The following is a 20546-nucleotide window of genomic DNA, read 5'->3' as shown; positions in this document are numbered from 1 at the left end:
GATGTTGATTGCGTTTTTCTTCAAATTACGAGAATACCGCTTACCAGTGAGCCTGCGCGAACTACTCGATTTAATTAACGCTTTAAAACAAGGCGTTATATTTGCTGATGTAGACGCGTTTTATCATTTAGCGCGCACTATTATGGTAAAGGACGAAACCCATTTTGATCGGTTCGATAAAGCCTTTAGCGATTACTTTAGCGGTATTGCCGACTTAGACCTGCTCGAGAGCTTAAAGCAGCAACACAATTTACCTGAAGATTGGTTGCGTAAAGAGTTTGAAAAGCACCTAAGCGATGAAGAAAAAGCCCAATTAAAAGCCATGGGCGGGCTCGACGAGCTGATGAAAACCCTAAAAGAGCGTTTAGAAGAACAGCAAAAACGCCATGCTGGCGGCAATAAGTGGGTAGGTACAGGCGGCACCTCGCCTTTTGGTGCATATGGTTATAACCCTGAGGGCGTAAGCATTGGTCAAGACGGCAGCCGCAATCGCCAAGCAGTAAAAGTGTGGGATAAGCGCGAATACCGTAATCTCGATTCTGACCGCGAAATTGGTTCACGTACCATAAAGCTGGCACTTAAAAAACTACGCAAATTTGCTCGTACTGGCGCAAGTGACACCCTTGATTTAAATGAGACCATACGCGCGACCGCCAAACAAGGCGGTATGCTCGATGTAAAAATGGCCCCCGAGCGCCACAATGCCGTAAAAGTCTTGATGCTGTTTGATATTGGCGGTTCAATGGATGACTACATTCATACCTGTGAGGAGTTATTTAGCGCCGCTCATAGTGAATTTAAACATTTAGAGTTTTACTACTTTCATAACTGTTTATACGAACACGTGTGGCAAGATAACCAACGCCGCCACTCAAACGTTATTGACACCATGACGCTGATCAACAAGTTTACCAGCGACTACAAAGTTATATTTGTCGGTGATGCCACTATGGGTCCATATGAAATTGCTTACCCTGGCGGCTCAGTAGAGCATTGGAATGAAGAACCCGGCAGTGCCTGGTTAAACCGAATCACCAATCACTTTGATAAAGTCGCGTGGCTCAACCCACAACCGGTTGAACACTGGCCGTATTATCAATCAATTGATTTTATAAAGCAGCTAATGAATAACCGCATGTATGCGCTGAGTTTAGATGGGATAAGTAGAGCAATAAAAGAGCTGAGTTAAATATTAATTTACGACAGCTCAGCGCTAGCAGCAGAGCTTCGGGCGTGAACCTATAACTTTGTTGGGTGGCGCCTTCGGCTTAACCAACCTACCTTTGACGTAGGTCGGATAAGTGGCGAAGCCACGCCATCCGACAAAAAAGATAAATTTATTAGAAACAACCCGACTTACCGCGTTAATGAACAACCGCATGTACCCACTTAGTTTAGATGGGGTAAGTAAAGCGATAAAAGAACTTAGTTAATGTATTTTAAGTAGTTCATACACCATATTTTTGATGGTATTCACTGAGCATGAATTCTAATTGCTTCTCGAAGACTTCAATGGATGGTTTTTTTCCACTTAACCGCTGCTGCTTTAGCCATTCAAGTAATTCAATCCTTACTAAATAACCGTCTTCAATGCAGTAACTTGGGTCTGAAAGCCAAATTTTTGGAGCCCCTAGTGAAGCTCCTGAATACCAGTGACAAATGGAATAGCCTTCACTTTCAAGCTTATCACTAAGTTGCCAGCTGTAAATCCACCAGGTAATCAGAAATAGAGGGAAGCATCCTATAATAACAAACAGCCCCCTTCGCATCGATTTCTCTGATATATCACCATACATTCTTTGATAAATCCCGTAGATGAGTACAAAAAAAGCGGGCATCATAACTATCAAAGGAATTACTACAGGTTTAATTTTTAACGAAATTACATTTTCAGCAATAAGACTTAATGTGCTAATTTCTAATTCAAAGCTGTAGGCATAGAGAGTAATGATTAAACATAAAACGCCTATAGAAAACCACCCCTTTTTAGGGTTGGCAGGTGAGAGTTGATTAGCCGAACTTGCCATTTTAGTATCGTCTTCCTGAGTAAGGAATACCAAATAAGCGGTGTATAAACTCAATTGGATTGTTATCGTACATTTGCTCAGCCCTATCTAATTCATATTTTAAATAATTAGGATAAACATCATAATTTTTGACCGTCTTACCTTCGCTCGCTGAAGCCTATCGGGGTCTACAACAGTCGACATCTATGCAGAGATCGTTTGGTTTGTACCTTTCACCTCGAACCTCGAACCTCGAACCTCGAACCTCGAATATAAAATTACATCAACTTCCAAACCACAAACGCAACAGCAAAACCAACCAAGTACACCAAGCCTAACCAGGTTAAGCTACGCAAAAGTAGGCTGTGTTTAATCGCAGGCTCGGATCGAACTAGGCTGAAATTAAGCCATGCAAAAACCGGTGTGGTTACAAACGCAAGCGTCATGGCAAAGGTAAGCATGGGCCCAAGAGCTGATTTAAAAAATAAGATCACCGCCATACCGGCCAATGCTTGTAATATAAGCCACGTATTTAAGCTGTGTTTTGATTGCTTAAAACCTAGAAGTTTATGCGATTCGTTAAGTGTCCGGGCGTAACCGTCAAGCACGGTGAGTGTGGTGCCAAACATACACAAAAACGCGATGGCAGATACCAAAGGCCTTGCCCACTCGCCAATAGTAAGTGCATACATATCAATCAGCTGCTTAGCAAAGGCTACACCGCCAAGCTCTATATTACTGCTTTGCCCATATTGCACTAACGCACCTAAACTAAAAAATACCAGCGCAAGCCCGGCGGTTAACCAATAACCTACATTAAAGTCGAATAAGCCTTGGCTTTTAGTCACACTTTGCTGAGCTTGTTTTTCTTTAAGCCACAACGAGCTCAGAGCCGAAATTTCAATAGGCGCTGGCATCCACCCCATTAAGGCAACCATAAAGCCTAACATGGCAAGTTCATACGGTGAGGGACCAACATAGTTTACAGGCGCTACAGGGCCGTTATTTATAGCAATAATTAATGCTGTTATGGTTGCTATAGTAAGTAGCCCCATAATAGCTTTTGCAACATTATCGAGTGCTTTAAAGTGCCCTAGTAATAATATAATTAAACACACAGCCGATATTAACCAGCACAATAAGGTAACGGGAATACTAATAGGTAATGCGTAGTGTAATAAGCTCGCAGTAAGCAACAATACGCCCGCGGTATTTACCACCGCGGCAATAATATTTAATACAATAAAACTGTAAAAATAGCCAGGCCCTTGGTTTTTATACCCTTCGACTAAACTATTTTTAGTAGCGAGTGTGTATTCCATACCAAAACGAAAAAACGGGTACTTTAAAACGTTAACCACCACAATAAGCCAAAATAGCTGCCAGCCAAATAATGCGCCAGCTTGAGTCGATGCAACTAAGTGTGAGCCACCAATGGCAGCGGTGGCCATTAAAATACCTGGGCCGAGCGCCCCTAACCGAGACTTCCATGTGCTTTGTGTGTACTGCATTAACTTCTCAAATTTGGTGTGTTATGTGCTTTTATTATTAATTTTAATCATTAATAAACTGTGTGAATGCATAACTTACCTAATTTACAGACAATAAAAAAGAGCCCTTAGGCTCTTTTTAAAAATAACACATTGTTAGTTATTAATTTAAATCCATCTCTTGGATGATTTCATGTGCTATTTCAGGTGTGGTACTTACAGGCTTTTCATGTAAGTTCGCTTTTATTTGCCCTTTACGATGCTTTAGTGCGGCATCGAGTTTTTTAGCTGCGCTGGAAATGGCTGGGTACATAACCTCGTTTTCCCCTTTAACCGATATTCGCGCACCTTCATAATTAGTACTAATTTCTGCTTGGAACTTGTGATGCTCTTTTGAAAGAATAATGTCGAGCGCTATCAATGATGGAAAATGACTCTCAATTTTAGAAAACTTTTCGTTAATGTGTTCTTTAATAGAATCAGTAACGTCAACATGGTGACCAGAAAGATTAATTTTCATAGGGTATCCTTTTTTATGTTACCTCACAGTTAGTATTGGGGGCTAAACGAATTAACACAAGAGAAAATAGCTAAATTTAGCAATTATTTATTACCCCACCTGATTTAGATCATTCATTTAGCATTAAGTATGCAAAAAGCCGCGTGATAGCGGCCTTTCAGAGGTGCTGATAATTTAACCACTCATGTAATTAATCTGTGTATGAACAGCAATAATCAGCAAAATCACTTACTTTTACATGGAAGCTGACATTAGCATCAACATTAAATGACTCACCCGCATTAAATGTTTTCCACTCGCTTTCACCTGGTAATAACACATCCCACTGCCCTGCTAACAACTCCATGCACTCTTTTTGGTTGGTATTAAACTCAAATTCACCGGGTTGCATAAAACCCAAGGTTTTCGCTTCACCATTTCCTAAAAGCACAGTTCGGCTTGATACTTTGCCATCAAAATACACATTAGCTTTTTTAACCACACTAACGTTATCGAATTTTGGCATGTTAACTCCTGTTGTTAATTTATAATTTTGTTACCCCCACAGTGCCTGATACACAAAAACCTTGCAAGTTAAGTGCTGTGAAAATTACTCATCTAAAATCCAAAAGGTTAAAAATGAACGACTTTATAGAGAGATATGCTTCGAGCAACGGGCTGCGAGTTTCGAACAGTACTTTTAGTGATTTATGGACAAAGAGAACTAAAAGACGCTGCGCTTTAGAGAAGTGATCAAACAACTATTTTTTATAATTTGGGTTTTGTATTACCTCATTTTCTTCTCATTCGCTTCTCTTTGTTCAAATTAATTTTTAATGATTTGTGCACAAAGAGGGCGATGAGACACTACGCTTTAGAGAAGTAATAAAAGTACAACTCATAAAAAAGCCCGCCCTGTTTTACACAGGACAGGCTTTTAAACTTTTAAAAGCCATAAAAACGCTTCGATTACGTTAAGCATTCTTAGAATTATCAGTAATTAAATTATCGTGATCGGGGGGTAAATCACTGAGTTTAATTGATTCCATAATTCGCTGTTGTGATTCAAGTGCATGCTTAGCCCATTTTTTATGCTTATCAGAGCGATCAACACGATGATTAAATTCAACCTCTAAAAATGCATGCTCACTTAATGGTAAACAATAAAAGTCTTGACGAGAACGCTTATTACTTTTCTTTATTTGATAAAACACCCATTGGCGATCATTAATAATTACTCCTTTAGCTGCCGGCAGTGGCGGATAACCATAAGATTCAACGCGCCCTAAAATTTCCTTTTTCAGTGCTTCGCCTTCCCATGGGTTTGCTCTTTTATTCGACTCTAGCTTAGTATCATTTTGAAGCTTAGTGTTATAACCATCTGACCCCCAATGATAATTATCATACTCATCAATTACAAAGCGTCTTAATTGCATAGTATCAAGAACATTGATTTTATTAGTTTGCTTAATTCTTAGTTGGCAACTAAACATGCCATACTCACTGCTTAGTAAATAACTTACTGGAGGCAAATACATCCAGTTTTCAGTGAGCATATGCACGTATTCATGGTGTAAATAGTTTTTTTTATGTTGGTTGAACCAGCTGGTTGAATTATAAGGAAACGAGACATCAATGGTAGACGGCACTGCTGAGACGTTGCTATCAGGCACATCGAGTGTTATCAGCTTGTCTTCTAGAATAAGACGGTGGTGGGTGCAATTTTCAAAATTAGGGCCTCCTACAAAACCACGGTAAAAAGCTTTGGTTAATTTGATCATAATCGCGCATCCGTAGGCGGTAGAGTTTTAATAAACTTTCTTACTATATCGGCCTTATCGTTATAGCCCAGCATTTGCAGTTGGTCTGCATAGGTGATTAGGCCTAAAAATGGCAAAGTGTGTGGGCTTGCACAAGCATCATCACCTGTAACTAAGCCTTTAAATTTCATCGAACGGACAAGACTGCTTGATGATAAGTCATTACGCCCCGCTAAGTTAGGCACTAAGTCATAGGGGTTATTACGCACTGAGACTACTTTTAAGCCCGTACTGTTAGCAATGCGTTTCAAACGTTCGACATTTGAGCCTGAGCCATGCACCGCGAGTTGCTGACCTGTAAGTGGCTTACCATAGTGAATGCGATAATGTTCTAGCGCGGCGCAAAAAATGATTGCCCCTTGGCTGTGCGCCAGCCATTTCACCTGCTTTCCTTGCTGATTATTTTGTGCCAGCACGGCCGCTAAATGCTGGGCATTATGGGATTTTGTACCTAAGCGCTTATCAAATACGCACTCCACTAAATCGAGCTTTGCTCGATCTGTGGGGTTATGAAACAAGGTATAAGCTTTTATGCCGTCTCCCTCATAGGCTCTATCAAGATGAGTACCCATTAACCATGTAGCTTTGGTAAGCTCATTTTGCATACCATTGACTGCTGCGTGCTGTGTATTGACTCGCGTAACCGGAATAGGATCAGCTTTCCATGCTCCTTGTATTTCTCTTATTTCTTCTTTGCTTATTGCTTTTTCATAGGTGTGATTACTAAGCCTTTGGACTTCATAAAGCATCGTACGCTCTGCAGCAAAATTATCTTTAGATCCCTGTAATTGCCTGTCGAAAAGTATATCTTCCAAATTGATAGAATTATTTTTAAGTGAGTATTCTATCAAAAAATGGTAATTACGGAACGGGTACTTTGTTCGCCACAAACGGCGCAGCGGGTTACGGCTATGCTTAATTGAGTTTGTGGCATTAGGGTTCGCGCATATTTGAATGATATCGGCACTGACCATTTTTAAATCATAGTCATTGAGCTGCGATAGCATAGCGAGAGCTTGGCAAGTAAATTTAACTTTATTAAATGGAAAATTAACGGGGAGATTAACACCAAAATCACGACAACTTAGCGCGTCAAGAGGGATTACAGAATGGGCATTGATAGTTTTATTGAGTTTTGACCAAGACATATTTCTTCCTTGTAAATGAGTCTGTGCCCGAAATGATACTGCAAACTAATTTTTAGAGCAAAAATAATTTTATGCTGCATTTGCCCTTTATTCGGACGTTTATCGGTCCTAGTAAGCATTTAAAATAGCTACTTATAGTGACAGCTTGATTATTTTAATGCCCCCCTAAAGTACGACCTAAGCTGAAGATTGCGCACAAAAAGCCTCAAGACTTCAACCTTTATAAATAACTAGTGCTAAAACCTCCCCCATATAAGTTTATCTGTGAGTTAAACTGACAGCTGACAGCTTAAATCTGTCAGCTCTGAAATAAAAAAAGCCCGCCCTGCTATACACAGGACGGGCTTTTAAATGTTAAAGCAGTCGCTTAAAACAATGCGTTTGCTTTGTTAACGATGTTTTCTACGGTAAAGCCGAAGAATTCAAATAGCTCGTTAGCTGGTGCCGACTCGCCAAAGGTGGTCATACCGACTACGGCGCCATTTAGACCTACGTACTTGTACCAGTAATCAGCAATACCCGCTTCAATCGCTACGCGACGTGAAACGCTTGCTGGCAATACGCTTTCTTTGTACTCAGGCGATTGATCTTCAAACGCATCAGTACACGGCATAGATACAACACGTACTTTTTTACCCTGCGCACGTAGCTCTTTCGCAGAGTCTTGCGCTAGTTGTACTTCAGAACCGGTTGCAATCAAAATAAGCTCTGGGTTGCCGTCACAACTTAGGATGTAACCACCCTTTTTAACGTCGCTTAATTGCTGTGCATCACGTGCTTGTTGCTCTAAGCCTTGGCGAGTAAAGATTAATGATGTAGGACCGTCTTTACGTTCAATAGCTTGTTGCCATGCAATTGCCGACTCAACTTGGTCACATGGGCGCCAGTTGTAAAGGTTAGGCGTTAAACGCATGCTGGCAATTTGCTCTACTGGTTGGTGAGTTGGACCATCTTCACCTAAACCAATTGAATCGTGCGTGTATACAAAAATGCTTGGTTGCTTCATTAATGCAGCCATACGAACCGCATTGCGTGCGTATTCCATAAACATTAAGAACGTTGCACCGTAAGGGATAAAGCCTTTATGAAGTGCAATACCATTCATAATTGCCGACATACCAAACTCACGCACACCGTAGTAAACGTAGTTACCACTTGCATCGTCTGCCGTTAAGCCTTTAGAGCCATCCCAAATTGTTAAGTTTGAACCTGCTAAATCGGCAGAGCCACCCATAAACTCAGGTAGTAACGGACCAAATGCGTTTAATGCATTTTGTGATGCTTTACGTGATGCTGGATTTGCTGGGTTTGCTTGTAACTGCTCAATATACGCTTGTGACTTTTCAGCCCAATCAGCGGGTAAATCTGAATTTGTACGGCGTTTGTATTCAGCTGCTAGCTCTGGGAATGCTTGCTCGTATGCGGCAAATTTCTCATCCCAGCTTGCTTCAAGCTGTTGGCCTTTTTCTTTGTTATCCCACTGTGCGTAAATGTCAGCAGGGATTTCAAATGCATCACCCGTCCAACCTAAGAACTCACGAGATGCTTTAATTTCGTCATCACCTAGTGGTGCGCCATGACAGTCGTGGCTACCTGATTTATTAGGTGAGCCATATCCAATTACTGTTTTACAACAAATTAGCGTTGGTTTGTCGGTCACGCTTTTGGCTTCGCTAATTGCAGCACTTACAGCATCGCTGTCGTGGCCATCAACGTCGCTAATTACATGCCAGCCGTATGCTTTAAAACGTGCTGGTGTGTCATCGCTAAACCAGCCTTCAACTTCACCGTCGATTGAAATGCCGTTGTCATCCCAAAATGCCACTAACTTGCCTAGGCCTAATGTGCCAGCAAGCGAACAGGCTTCATGAGAAATACCTTCCATTAAACAACCATCACCCATAAATGCGTAAGTGTGGTGATCAACAATGTCATGGCCTTCACGGTTAAATTGAGCGGCTAATGCTTTTTCAGCAATTGCCATACCTACGGCATTTGTGATCCCTTGACCTAATGGACCCGTAGTGGTCTCAATTCCTGGCGCGTATCCATATTCTGGGTGGCCTGGTGTTTTAGAGTGCATTTGGCGGAAGTTTTTAATTTCGTCCAGTGGTAAATCATAACCACTTAAATGCAATAGAGAATAAATTAGCATTGAACCGTGACCATTTGAGAGTATAAATCGATCTCGGTCAGCCCACTCTGGATTTGTTGGGTTATGTTTTAGATAATCGCGCCATAATACTTCTGCGATATCAGCCATGCCCATAGGGGCTCCAGGGTGACCAGATTTGGCCTTTTGTACTGCGTCCATTGACAAGACGCGAATAGCATTTGCAAGTTCTTTGCGAGATGGCATGAATTCTCCTACCTTTATATGTATTTGCGCGGGTATTTATATACCTCCATTCTTACTTATTGTAGGGGCTGTGTGCAATTAAAAACCCATAAAAATAGGACATTATGAATATTTTTTAAGAACCTTTTACTATTATATATTTTATTTAGACGTCTAGGCGTAAAAAAACTATGCAAGTTCACTTGTTTTAGATAAAATACGCGCCTTAATTTTTTAGCGCTAATACCGACGTTTGTGAAGCGCAATATTTGTGAGCATAATTACAATGGCAAAACATTTATTTACTTCTGAATCTGTTTCTGAAGGTCATCCGGATAAAATCGCCGATCAAATTTCTGATGCGGTACTTGATGCTATCCTAGAGCAAGACTCTCATGCCCGTGTAGCGTGTGAAACTTACGTTAAAACCGGTATGGTTATGGTTGGTGGTGAAATCACTACTAGCGCATGGGTTGATATCGAAGAAATTACACGTAAAACAGTACGTGAAATTGGTTACACACACTCAGATATGGGCTTTGATGCCGATTCGTGTGCAATTTTAAACACTATTGGTAAACAGTCTCCAGACATTAACCAAGGTGTTGACCGTACAAGCCCTGAAGAGCAAGGCGCTGGCGACCAAGGCTTAATGTTTGGTTACGCATGTAACGAAACTGAAGTATTAATGCCTGCTCCAATTACTTATTCTCACCGTTTAGTGCAGCGTCAAGCTGAAGTTCGTAAAAGCGGCGAGCTTAACTGGTTACGTCCAGATGCAAAATCACAAGTTACATTTGCATACGAAAATGGCAAGCCAGTAGGTATTGATGCCGTCGTACTTTCTACTCAGCACAGCGAAGATGTATCGCAAAATGACTTGGTAGAAGCGGTAATGGAAACAATTATTAAGCCAGTACTTCCTGCTGAGCTTATTACTAGCGCAACTAAATTTTTCATTAACCCAACGGGTCGTTTTGTTATTGGTGGCCCAATGGGTGACTGTGGTTTAACTGGTCGTAAAATCATTGTAGATACATACGGTGGCATGGCTCGTCACGGTGGTGGTGCTTTCTCTGGTAAAGATCCATCAAAAGTTGACCGCTCAGCGGCTTATGCTGCACGTTACGTTGCTAAAAACATTGTTGCTGCAGGCCTTGCTGATAAGTGTGAACTTCAAGTGTCTTACGCTATTGGTGTTGCAGAGCCTACTTCTATCAGTGTTGAAACATTTGGCACAGGCAAATTAGAAGAAGCGCGTTTAATTGAACTTATTCGTGAACACTTTGACTTACGCCCTTACGGTCTAATTCAAATGCTTGACCTTGAGCGCCCTATTTATCTTCCAACAGCGGCTTACGGCCACTTTGGTCGTGACGAATTCCCATGGGAACGCACAGATAAAGCAGACGCACTTCGTGCAGCAGCTGGGCTATAAGCCACTTAGCTAATATTTAAACGGCCCTTTTTAGGGCCGTTTTGCTATGTGTACTAAGTTAGTCGTAAAACAGTCTCGAACTGTTTTACATTTTAGGTATATACTCTGCTTATACAATAAAGCGTATTAGGGATAAAAAATGGCCGACAATTTTCGTGTTATATTTGTAGGACTTGCAGAAGGCGCAGACAGCCAAGCAGTGACCACTGCACTGACAGAAAAGCTGAAAACCTCGCCAGAAAAAGTGGCTGCTTTTTTTGATGGCAAACCGTTATTTGCCCCTTGCCCCAAAGATAAAGCACTCAAGCAAGCTAAGTTACTTTCAACGCTGGGGATTAAAAGCAAACTTCAGCAAGCTGCGGCTACACAAACGGCATCTCAAACAGCTTACGACAGCCAGCGAGATCAGCGCTTATTTGACGCCCTAGATTACATTACCAGTAGCCTAATTCGCCTTGAAGAAAAACTAGAAGATATTGAGCAACGCCTCCCTGAAGTTGAATTATCATTACCTGATGAAAATAATGAAGTATGGGAAGATGACGATTTAATGCTTGATGAGCCTCTCTCTACTGAGCCAAAAAAACGCGGCAACCTTGTTTTATATTCGCTGATTTCTACAGCCGTAATATTGCTTATTGTACTTGCTATGTACTTATTATTTCCTAATTTATTCTCTTTTTAATTACGGTTAAGTTATTTAATGAGTAATAATCGCGCACAAATAAGACACGATATTCGTAAAGCACGTAATAACCTATCAAAAAAACAGCAAGAATTAGCCGCCGAATCGCTTAAAGTGAATTTTATTCAACACTTAAAAAGCATAAATTCGGCCAAAAAAAGTCATATCGCGCTTTATTTAAGTAATGATGGAGAATTAGATACCTCATTGTTAATTAATGAATTATGGAACACTGACCAGGCTATTTACTTGCCCGTAATTCATCCATTTAATGGGGCTAATTTACTATTTCAACGCTATGAAAAAAACTCACCCATGAGAGCAAATCGCTATGGTATCTTGGAGCCTAAGTTGAACTGCTCTCAAATATGCCCCTTACCTGAGCTTGATTACGTTTTAATGCCATTAGTGGCATTTGATAAATTTGGTAATCGCCTTGGAATGGGAGGTGGGTTTTACGATAGAACATTGGCACGTTTATACGAACAACACTGGCAACAACCGCAACTTATTGGCCTCGCACATGCGTGCCAACAAGTCGATGAGTTACCGATTGAATCGTGGGATGTACCACTAAAAACGATCATAACACCCGATAAAACCTACTGTTGGTAACAACTAACCTTGTAAACTAACAGCCTATTTTGACACCAATGAGCAGACAACAATGACACAAGATGAATTAAAAAAAGCAGCTGCGTGGGCTGCACTCGAGTTTGTAAAAGAAAACACCATAGTAGGTGTAGGTACAGGCTCAACCGTTAATCACTTTATTGATGCCCTAGGCACAGTTAAAGACACCATCATTGGTGCAGTATCAAGTTCAGAAGCATCTACAGCGCGCTTAAAAGAGCTTGGCATAGAAGTGTTTGAGCTTAACGATGTAGCAGCACTTGATGTATACGTTGATGGCGCAGATGAAATTAACGCCTTAAATGAAATGATCAAAGGCGGCGGTGCGGCGCTTACCCGCGAAAAAATAGTGGCAGCTGTAGCAAAACAGTTTGTATGTATTGTTGATGATACAAAACTAGTCGATACCCTAGGAGACTTCCCTCTTCCGGTTGAAGTTATTCCGATGGCACGTAGCTACGTTGCCCGTGAATTATTAAAACTAGGTGGTGACCCAGTTTATCGCCAAGGTGTAGTAACCGATAACGGCAACGTTATTTTAGATGTACATAATTTAAAAATTACCCATGCTAAACAGCTTGAAACACAAATAAATCAAATTGTTGGCGTAGTCACCAACGGCCTATTTGCAGAGCGCGGTGCTGATAAAGTAATTATCGGCACTAAAAATGGGCCACAAATTAAATAGGATATGGTTATGAGTAAGGTATCGTTAGCAAAAGACAAAATTAAAATTCTCTTGCTTGAAGGTGTTCACCAAAGCGCTGTTGAAACGCTAAAACGTAACGGTTATAGCAATATCGACTACGTTAAAACATCGTTGCCAGAGGACGAACTTATAGAGCGCATTAAAGATGTGCACTTTGTAGGGCTTCGTTCTCGTACTCATATTAACGAATCTGTATTAAACGCAGCTGAAAAGCTAGTTGCTGTAGGTTGTTTTTGTATTGGCACAAACCAAGTAGATTTAAACGCAGCGCGTGAGCGTGGTATTGCGGTATTTAATGCACCGTTTTCAAATACTCGCTCTGTAGCTGAGCTTGTACTTGGTGAAATATTGCTGTTATTACGTGGTATTCCACAGCGTAATGCCGCTGCCCATCGTGGCGGCTGGTTAAAAACAGCTAATGGCTCGTTTGAAGCACGCGGCAAAACCTTAGGTATTATTGGTTACGGTCACATTGGTACTCAGCTGGGTATTATGGCTGAAAATATTGGTATGAACGTGGAGTATTACGATATTGAAGACAAACTATCTTTAGGTAATGCTACACAAGTACATAACTTAACGCAGCTGTTGCAACGCGCTGATATTATTAGCTTACATGTTCCAGAGACACCGCAAACTAAAAACCTAATTGGTACAGCAGAGCTTGCAGTGATGAAGCAAGGGTCTATTTTAATTAATGCTTCTCGCGGTACTGTGGTTGACATTGACGCCCTAGCTGAAGCACTAACAGAGAAGAAACTTAGCGGTGCAGCCATTGATGTATTCCCAGTTGAGCCTAAATCAAACGATGAAGAGTTTATTTCGCCACTACGTGAATTCGACAACGTTATTTTAACGCCGCACATTGGGGGTTCTACTCAAGAAGCACAGGAAAACATTGGTATTGAAGTAGCAGGTAAACTCGCTAAGTACTCAGATAATGGCTCAACCATTACTGCAGTTAACTTCCCTGAAGTATCATTGCCTGAACTTGCTAACCGTAGCCGCTTGTTACACGTGCATCACAACCGCCCTGGCGTGCTAACGCAAATTAACCAAGCGTTTGCTCAGCACGGTATTAATATTGCCGCACAGTACTTACAAACGGATGAAGCGATTGGTTACGTGGTTATTGACGTAGATACCGTTCAATCTGAAGTAGCACTAAAAGAACTCAGTGCTGTTGAAGGCACAATTAGAGCCCGTATTCTTCACTAAATAATCAGCTATCAGCTATCAGCTATCAGCTATCAGCTATCAGCTATCAGCTATCAGCTATCAGCTATCAGCTATCAGCTATCAGCTATCAGCTATCAGCTATCAGCTATCAGCTATCAGCTATCAGCTAAAATAATAAAAGCCGTACTTGAATAATCAAGTACGGCTTTTATTTATTGCCACTTTATTTGTATGTTTTTGCTTAATGAGCTTTTTACTTGCAGATGATTAGCCTCAATTAATGCAGTTGTGTTCTCTGTAATCTGGGCAAATAAACCGTCCGCCTCGCAACTTATATTATCCAACCCTATCCATGCATTTCGATTGGAGTTCTTAGCGGCATATAAACAATGATCAGCAATGTCAACGACCCGCTCCCAACTCAATGCTTGAGGCCTATTGGGTAGAAATGGGTAGCTTGCAAACCCAATAGAGCAGGTTTTATTAATCGTTTCGCTATCACTAATTTTAAAAGCGTGTTTTTCTATAGCCGCTCTAAGTCTTTCGGCTAATTCAGCGGCATTATTACGTTCTGAAAAACGTGCAACGACTAAAAACTCCTCTCCGCCCCATCTAACACAATAATCTAACTCTCTAAATATCTGCTTTAAAACGTCCTTTATCTGCATTAATACGGCATCTCCGGCAGTATGGCCATAAACATCGTTAACTCGCTTAAAGTGATCAATATCAATAAGGAAAAAAATTAGATCGGCATCTTTAATAGTTGCTAGTGTTTTTTGCTCGCTGTGTTCAAAGTATTTACGATTGACCAGCTCTATATCAGCAAGTAAGTTATTGGCTAAAAATCGTCTATTATAGAGTCCGGTTAATTCGTCGATAACACTTAACTTTACTAACTCTGCATTCGCTTGTTGTAACCCTAAAGTACGCTCTGCCACTTTAAGCTCTAGTTGCTCGTTTACTTTTTTAATAAAGTGCACTTTTTTATATTGCGCGCGCACAAATAACCAAATAGCCAACACAACTAAGACTACATAACCGGTGTAAGCCCACCACGACAACCAGGGTGGCGGTAGCACTTTGATTTTTAATGCTGTAGCAGTTTCATTCCAAACCCCATAAGGATTACTCGCTTTAACACGTAAAATATACTCCCCAGTAGGTAAATTAGTATAAGTTGCACGACGGTTTTTATAATCCGTTTTTATCCACTCGTTATCTAAACCAGCCATTTGAAATGCATATTGGTTTTTTTTCGAATTAGAAAAATACAGACCACTAAACTCAAAAGTAACTAAGTTTTGCTTATGAGTTAACGTTATTTCAGAAGTACTGTGAATTGCTTTTTCGAGGCTATATCCAGATCTAATGTTATTCACAATCTCTGTTTGGGTAGCCGTTTTACGTTTAACTTCACCTACTGGTACCGACTTATTCGACAGCAACATATCAGTAAAAACCACCTTTGGAGGTCGACTATCAATTTTAATATCATTTGGATAAAAACGATTAAACCCGTTAATACCACCAAAAAACAACTCGCCCGTTTTACTTTTAAATGAGGCATCTGCATTAAATTCATTGCTCTGCAAGCCGTCGCTAACGTTATAATTTTTAAAGCGTTTTGTTTTAGTATTTAAGTGCGAGAGTCCTTGGTTAGTGCTCAGCCAAATACCAGTATTATCTTCTTCAATTCGGTAAATGACATTATTTGCTAAGCCATCTTCTTCAAAATAATGAGTGAAACTTCCCGTTGCCTTATCAAGTAAATTTAAACCACTGGCTGTCCCTACCCAAATATTACCTAAATGGTCTTCTTTGATTGCGTAGACGGTATTATGACTTAAGCTTCGAGGGTTAGTATCTTGATGAGTGAAGTGAGTAAACGTTTGTGTATCAGGATTAAAATGATTAATTCCTTTCCATGTACCTAACCAAAGGTGACCACGACGATCCTCGGTGATCACTCGGATGGTATCATCATTTAAACTATTACTATTATTTGGATCATGATTGTAGTGAACAAACTGCTCTGTAAGAGGATTAAAACGACTCAATCCTTGCCATGAGCCTAACCATAAATATCCATCGCGATCTTCTGTTATTACACTAATAGCTTCTCCACGAACACTATTTATATTACTTGGATCATGGCGGAAGTGCTTAAATTTCTCTGTTGAAGGATCAAAACGACTTAACCCTCCTTGATCGGCCCCAAGCCACAAATAGCCTTGCTTATCTTGGGTTATTGCGTAAATACGATCGTCGTTTAAACTGTTGCTGCTGGTGTCATCATGTCGATAATGAGTAAACTTCTCAGAAGCTGAATTAAATTTATTAAGCCCACCTCCCCATGTACCTATCCATAATGACCCCTCACGGTCTTGGGTAATTGCTCTGATCATATTATGGCTAAGGCTGTAAGGATCTGTTCTTTGATGGTTGTAATGGGTAAACTGCCTAGCAATTGAATTTGAACGATTGAGACCTCCGCCGTCCATTCCTACCCACAAGTTATCATGCTGATCGTAAATAATTGCTCTAACAATATCGTTGCTTAAACTATTAGGGTTTGTTGCATCATAACGATAATGAGTAAATTGTTTCTTGGTAATATTAAAATAATTAAGCCCACCACCTAGCGTAGCTAGCCATAGATTACCTTGTTTATCGGGCGTAATTGCATCGATATTGTTATCACTTAAACTGTTGTCGTTATTTGATTGATATTTATAATGGGTAAACTTTTTTTCTACTAAATTAAAATAACTTAAACCGCTACCACGTGTTCCTATCCACAAGTTACCTAAATCATCTATATGAATGGCACTAATAGTATTATTGCTAAGACTATTTATTTGATTAGGCTGATGACTATAATGGCTAAACAGTCCTGTTTTTGGACTGAAATGGTTAAGGCCCCCACTCCATGTTCCTATCCAAAGTGAGCCGTTATCATCCGAAGTTATAACACTAATCGCGTCATCGCTAATACTATTTTTAGTATCAGCTTGATGGCGATAATGAGTAAACTTTTTGGTACTGGGGTTAAACCGATTAAGGCCACCTTTATCTGTTCCAATCCATATATTGCCTTGCGAGTCTTGGGTAATAGCGTGCACTGAGTTATCGCTTAAACTATTTGCATCGTTTGGATCATGCATATAACGGATAAACAGCTCAGTAGTAGGATCAAAACGGTTAATACCACCTCCTCGTGTGCCTATCCATAATTCACCGTCTTTACCTTGAGTAATTACCTTAATATAGTTATTTGATAACGAATACAAATCATCTTTCTGTTTTTTAAAGACCTTAAACTCATAACCATCGTAACGCGCAAGGCCTTCCTCAGTTCCGATCCATAAAAACCCTTGCTGATCTTGTAAAATCGCTTTTGCACTACTTTGTGGTAACCCATTTTCTATTGATAAGCGCTCAAAACGCACAGCAGGACCTGCAGCTAATACAGATGGGATCGAAAACACAATAACAAGCCACATTATGCACAAATACTTTATTTTTTTACTCAAACAGAAAACTCCAATTACCAGGGGCTGTTGTATTTCAGAATTAAAACTTGTTTCACCGAGGGGAGACTTTATCACGCTACGAGTTGGTAACTTAGTAGGCGAAGAAAATAAGCAGGCAAAGCTGCAGCGTCAAGCCCATGTCCCTTAGCAGAATCCAAGCAATCACCTTTCATTTAAAATAGTAGGTTACTTTACAAATATATATAATATTTAATTAATAAAGACACAAAAAAGCGCGAGCTAAACTCACGCTTTCATTATTTAACATGTAAAGTCTGGTTAATAACTAGTGCTTATTTGCCTTTAACTTCTAAGTTTATAAACTTAACCAGCTCTTCAGGTTGCCCTGCTAATATCATTAGCTGCTGATTTACTTCCATCATGGTTTTACCTTCCGGTAGTTTAGCCGAGACACTAAGCGAATTTAGGCCTTTAGCAAAGTCAGTTAATGCTTGTGCTATTTCTTCGGTTACCGGCGCTTGTTGTAACTGTTGAGCCAGCATCATTTGCATTTGCTCTAGTGTCATACCTTGTTTGGCTAGCTCACTTTCTAGCAAGGTACTTAACTCACCTTGATTATCGAGCATTACACTCAAAGTACGTGGCTCTAACTTGCTCATTGCTTGCATAATAAGTGTTTGCTGTTGTAACTCTTGCTCATAAGTAAGCGGGGTATCACCTGCTGTTTGCTGAGCTTTGCTTATTTCTAGTGAAGCATCCATAAGCGCTTTAGAATTAGCCAGTCCCATATTCATATCAATGCTGGCAATATCGTTGGCGTGTAGTTTAACAACTATATCGCTGTTTCCAGATTGTTCATCGTAATCTAATGATGAGTGTAAATCATAACTGGCCGAGGCAAGTTGTGTATTTGTATCTGCTGGCAGTGTAGCGACAAAACCTTCATCAAATTGGAAATTCTTTAGTGTAAAAGCAGTATGTGGCGATATTTTATCGGTTTCGTAACCTGTTACTTCCACATGCTCAACTGTGGCAATATTTTTACCCTCAGGGCTAGTCACTTCTATATTGCTAATAGCAACACTATTTGAAATAACACTCGCCGATAGCTCTGCATAGTTAAAGCTTGCACCTGTTTGCTCGCTAACCAAAGCCAACTGCTTATCAACCTCAGCGCGTACCTCTTGGGTTGCTACATAGTTTGCATAGCTTACGCCACCCACACCTGCAGCAATAATCGCGGCTGTAATCACTAATTTCTTCATGTTATTTCCTTATTCTGTATATAAGCGGTATTACTCTAAAGAGTAACATTGCTCGGCAGTCGCTGTAAGCGTTAATTTATTAAGCTAAGTAGCTCGTGCACTGTTTTAACTGGCGTTATTTTAGCACCTAGCCCTTCCATGGATTTATGGTAATTACGAAATGGGATAAATATTTCAGTAAACCCATGTTGCGCCGCTTCTTTAACACGGGGCACACCACTGTCGATTGGGCGTACATCACCATTTAAACTTAACTCTCCCATAATACAGGTGGTTCGTGGAACAACGAATTCGTTTAAACTACTCAAAAGTGCAGTAACAAGCGCTAAGTCAATACAGGTTTCTGATTCATCAATTTTTAAACCACCGACAATATTAAAAAACGTATCGTGGAATATTTTGGTTTTAGTGTGCTTACGTAAAATACCGGTAAGCATTTTAATCCGATTCATATTTAAACCAACACATACTCGCTGTGGAAACTCTGCCTCGGTTTCTGTGGTTAAACACTGAATTTCAAGTAGTAAATTACGATTTCCCTTACGAATACAGGTAATCGTCGACCCTGGTGAATCGGTGGTTGAACCCGATAAGAAAATTTCACTGGGGTTATCAACACTGAGCATTCCGCGTTCACACATTTTAAAAATACCGACAGTATCTATATCACCAAAGCGATTTTTATTAGCCCGTAGGGTGCGCACTTGACCATCGTTGGTATCAATATGTAAAAGCGCATCAACTATATGTACTAAAGTTTGCGGGCCGGCTATTTCATTATTCTTATTTACGTGAGCAATAATAAACATAGTCACGTCGTTTTGCTTACAGTACTGTGTTAATGCCTGAGCAGCACTTTTCACCTGAGAAGGCGAACCAGGGCTACCATTTGCGGTATCGGTAACAACTGCTTGAATGGAGTCAATAACGGCAAATTTAATTTTGTTTTTATCAAGCTCTTCAATAATGGTTTCAACACTAGTCTCAGACAGTAAATAAAGTTCATCTTCGTTGTAATTAAGCTTTAACCGGTTAACCCTGTTTTTAAACTGCGACAGGGACTCCTCAGCAGTACAGTAAAGTGATGGCATACGCTGAGACATTCTTGCCACTAAATCAGATAGCAGCGTTGTTTTACCCGCCCCAGGATCGCCAGAAATAATATTAACTGAGCCGGTGGTTACACCGCCACTTAGCACACGATCTAGTTCACCAATTTCAGTAAGCTGTTTTTCAGCCTCTGCAGTGGCTACATCATTAATCTTTTTAGAACCACCACCAATGCCACCTGCATAGCCACCTACACTTGCACGAGCAGCTACCTTTTTGTTTTGCCCTGCAGAGGGTTTAAACTCTGCTAAAGTGTTCCACGCGCCACAGCGACACTGGCCTTGCCAGCGTTGATAGTTCATGCCACATTCTGTACAAACAAACTCTACTCTTGCCGCTTTAGCCATTTAAAACCTTACCTACTATTCTTTATTTTGAAATACACAGTGTTAAGCGCTTATTTTGCCATTGCTGGCTCTACCTTAGCAACAACGTCTTGTGAAACAGTACATTTAGTATCACACTCACAGTATGCTAATGTAGTTTCACTTAACCTACTTTAGGGCATGTTTCTTGCTTTAAAAAACTAATTAACCCTTGCCAATTAATTGGCTATTAGAGAATAACAATAAATAACCTGAACTCTGGTTAAGATATTTACTAACATATTGAGTCAAAATAGATATTTGTGCTTATTTTTCTCTAGCTAGAGATTTTTAGTGAAAACAAGGCGAAATTACGCGTCAATAGCTCGCCTATTGCAAGTAAATTCAACGCAGTTAGCGCTGA

Annotated in this window: 16 protein-coding genes; 6 read left to right on the top strand and 10 right to left on the bottom strand. The window is 40.3% G+C overall.

Translation table 11 applies throughout. From position 1 onward, the window contains the following. Position 1 precedes the first annotated feature (1 nt). Positions 2-1189, top strand: coding sequence for a vWA domain-containing protein (locus ACZ5WS_RS06995; protein ID WP_464711316.1), 1188 nt, complete (start codon positions 2-4; stop codon positions 1187-1189). Positions 1190-1448: 259 nt separating this feature from the next. On the opposite strand, the gene ACZ5WS_RS06990 is transcribed toward ACZ5WS_RS06995, so the two are convergent. The 7 genes from ACZ5WS_RS06990 to tkt form a co-directional block, all read right to left on the bottom strand. Continuing rightward, positions 1449-2027 (bottom strand): hypothetical protein, encoded by a 579-nt coding sequence (locus tag ACZ5WS_RS06990; protein ID WP_464711314.1) that lies wholly within the window; start codon positions 2025-2027, stop codon positions 1449-1451. A 257-nt stretch (positions 2028-2284) separates the two neighbouring features. Then, a complete protein-coding gene (locus ACZ5WS_RS06985; protein WP_464711312.1) occupies positions 2285-3517 on the bottom strand; it encodes an NRAMP family divalent metal transporter in 1233 nt (410 codons plus the stop codon). Positions 3518-3659: 142 nt separating this feature from the next. Further along, positions 3660-4016: a ribosome hibernation-promoting factor, HPF/YfiA family gene (gene hpf, locus ACZ5WS_RS06980; protein ID WP_008110321.1), complete on the bottom strand. Its 357-nt coding sequence runs from the start codon at positions 4014-4016 to the stop codon at positions 3660-3662. Between the two features lie 190 nt (positions 4017-4206). Continuing rightward, positions 4207-4521 carry a pyrimidine/purine nucleoside phosphorylase gene (gene ppnP / locus ACZ5WS_RS06975; protein WP_010387728.1) on the bottom strand — a complete coding sequence of 105 codons (315 nt, stop codon included), beginning with the start codon at positions 4519-4521 and terminating at the stop codon, positions 4207-4209. A 448-nt stretch (positions 4522-4969) separates the two neighbouring features. Further along, complete coding sequence (locus ACZ5WS_RS06970) at positions 4970-5776, bottom strand: hypothetical protein (RefSeq protein WP_464711309.1); 807 nt, start codon at positions 5774-5776, stop codon at positions 4970-4972. After that, entirely contained in the window at positions 5773-6963 is a 1191-nt protein-coding gene (locus ACZ5WS_RS06965; RefSeq protein WP_138594097.1) for a hypothetical protein, read from the bottom strand. Before ACZ5WS_RS06965 ends, ACZ5WS_RS06970 begins: the two co-directional genes overlap by 4 nt. Positions 6964-7330: 367 nt before the next feature. Beyond that, positions 7331-9322, bottom strand: coding sequence for a transketolase (gene tkt, locus ACZ5WS_RS06960; RefSeq protein ID WP_010387727.1), 1992 nt, complete (start codon positions 9320-9322; stop codon positions 7331-7333). A 265-nt stretch (positions 9323-9587) separates the two neighbouring features. Between tkt and metK the strand changes: the two genes are divergently transcribed. The 5 genes from metK (at position 9588) to serA (ending at position 13984) form a co-directional block, all read left to right on the top strand. After that, entirely contained in the window at positions 9588-10739 is a 1152-nt protein-coding gene (metK, locus tag ACZ5WS_RS06955; protein WP_008110316.1) for a methionine adenosyltransferase, read from the top strand. A gap of 139 nt (positions 10740-10878) precedes the next feature. Next, on the top strand, positions 10879-11424 hold the full coding sequence (locus ACZ5WS_RS06950) for a hypothetical protein (RefSeq protein WP_464711305.1): 546 nt from the start codon (positions 10879-10881) through the stop codon (positions 11422-11424). An 18-nt stretch (positions 11425-11442) separates the two neighbouring features. Beyond that, the gene (locus ACZ5WS_RS06945; protein ID WP_138609382.1) at positions 11443-12039 is read left to right on the top strand and encodes a 5-formyltetrahydrofolate cyclo-ligase; all 597 of its coding nucleotides are present in this window, start codon (positions 11443-11445) and stop codon (positions 12037-12039) included. 52 nt (positions 12040-12091) lie between these two features. Further along, positions 12092-12745, top strand: a complete 654-nt coding sequence (gene rpiA, locus ACZ5WS_RS06940) for a ribose-5-phosphate isomerase RpiA (protein WP_464711303.1) — start codon at positions 12092-12094, stop codon at positions 12743-12745. A gap of 9 nt (positions 12746-12754) precedes the next feature. Then, positions 12755-13984 (top strand): phosphoglycerate dehydrogenase, encoded by a 1230-nt coding sequence (gene serA, locus ACZ5WS_RS06935; protein ID WP_055013065.1) that lies wholly within the window; start codon positions 12755-12757, stop codon positions 13982-13984. Positions 13985-14157: 173 nt separating this feature from the next. Here serA and ACZ5WS_RS06930 read toward each other — a convergent pair whose 3' ends face one another. From ACZ5WS_RS06930 to radA, 3 genes are all read right to left on the bottom strand, one after another. Beyond that, positions 14158-17481, bottom strand: a complete 3324-nt coding sequence (locus tag ACZ5WS_RS06930) for a two-component regulator propeller domain-containing protein (protein WP_464711301.1) — start codon at positions 17479-17481, stop codon at positions 14158-14160. Positions 17482-17774: 293 nt separating this feature from the next. Next, on the bottom strand, positions 17775-18707 hold the full coding sequence (locus ACZ5WS_RS06925) for a hypothetical protein (RefSeq protein ID WP_138608762.1): 933 nt from the start codon (positions 18705-18707) through the stop codon (positions 17775-17777). 71 nt (positions 18708-18778) lie between these two features. Further along, a complete protein-coding gene (radA, locus tag ACZ5WS_RS06920) occupies positions 18779-20164 on the bottom strand; it encodes a DNA repair protein RadA (RefSeq protein ID WP_464711299.1) in 1386 nt (461 codons plus the stop codon). Positions 20165-20546 lie beyond the last annotated feature (382 nt).

This window comes from Pseudoalteromonas sp. 11L1, from assembly GCF_055397545.1.
The sequence above is the reverse complement of the archived record's forward strand: the minus strand, read 5'-3'. Positions and strand labels throughout refer to the sequence as shown.

Bases quoted from the DNA above. Each gene is read 5' to 3' on its own strand.
- ACZ5WS_RS06985 (WP_464711312.1), bottom strand. From the start codon at position 3,517: ATGCAGTACACACAAAGCACATGGAAGTCTCGGTTAGGGGCGCTCGGC.
- tkt (WP_010387727.1), bottom strand. From the start codon at position 9,322: ATGCCATCTCGCAAAGAACTTGCAAATGCTATTCGCGTCTTGTCAATG.
- ACZ5WS_RS06950 (WP_464711305.1), top strand. From the start codon at position 10,879: ATGGCCGACAATTTTCGTGTTATATTTGTAGGACTTGCAGAAGGCGCA.
- ppnP (WP_010387728.1), bottom strand. From the start codon at position 4,521: ATGCCAAAATTCGATAACGTTAGTGTGGTTAAAAAAGCTAATGTGTAT.
- serA (WP_055013065.1), top strand. From the start codon at position 12,755: ATGAGTAAGGTATCGTTAGCAAAAGACAAAATTAAAATTCTCTTGCTT.
- ACZ5WS_RS06970 (WP_464711309.1), bottom strand. From the start codon at position 5,776: ATGATCAAATTAACCAAAGCTTTTTACCGTGGTTTTGTAGGAGGCCCT.
- hpf (WP_008110321.1), bottom strand. From the start codon at position 4,016: ATGAAAATTAATCTTTCTGGTCACCATGTTGACGTTACTGATTCTATT.
- metK (WP_008110316.1), top strand. From the start codon at position 9,588: ATGGCAAAACATTTATTTACTTCTGAATCTGTTTCTGAAGGTCATCCG.
- radA (WP_464711299.1), bottom strand. From the start codon at position 20,164: ATGGCTAAAGCGGCAAGAGTAGAGTTTGTTTGTACAGAATGTGGCATG.
- ACZ5WS_RS06945 (WP_138609382.1), top strand. From the start codon at position 11,443: ATGAGTAATAATCGCGCACAAATAAGACACGATATTCGTAAAGCACGT.
- ACZ5WS_RS06925 (WP_138608762.1), bottom strand. From the start codon at position 18,707: ATGAAGAAATTAGTGATTACAGCCGCGATTATTGCTGCAGGTGTGGGT.
- rpiA (WP_464711303.1), top strand. From the start codon at position 12,092: ATGACACAAGATGAATTAAAAAAAGCAGCTGCGTGGGCTGCACTCGAG.
- ACZ5WS_RS06995 (WP_464711316.1), top strand. From the start codon at position 2: ATGTTGATTGCGTTTTTCTTCAAATTACGAGAATACCGCTTACCAGTG.
- ACZ5WS_RS06965 (WP_138594097.1), bottom strand. From the start codon at position 6,963: ATGTCTTGGTCAAAACTCAATAAAACTATCAATGCCCATTCTGTAATC.
- ACZ5WS_RS06990 (WP_464711314.1), bottom strand. From the start codon at position 2,027: ATGGCAAGTTCGGCTAATCAACTCTCACCTGCCAACCCTAAAAAGGGG.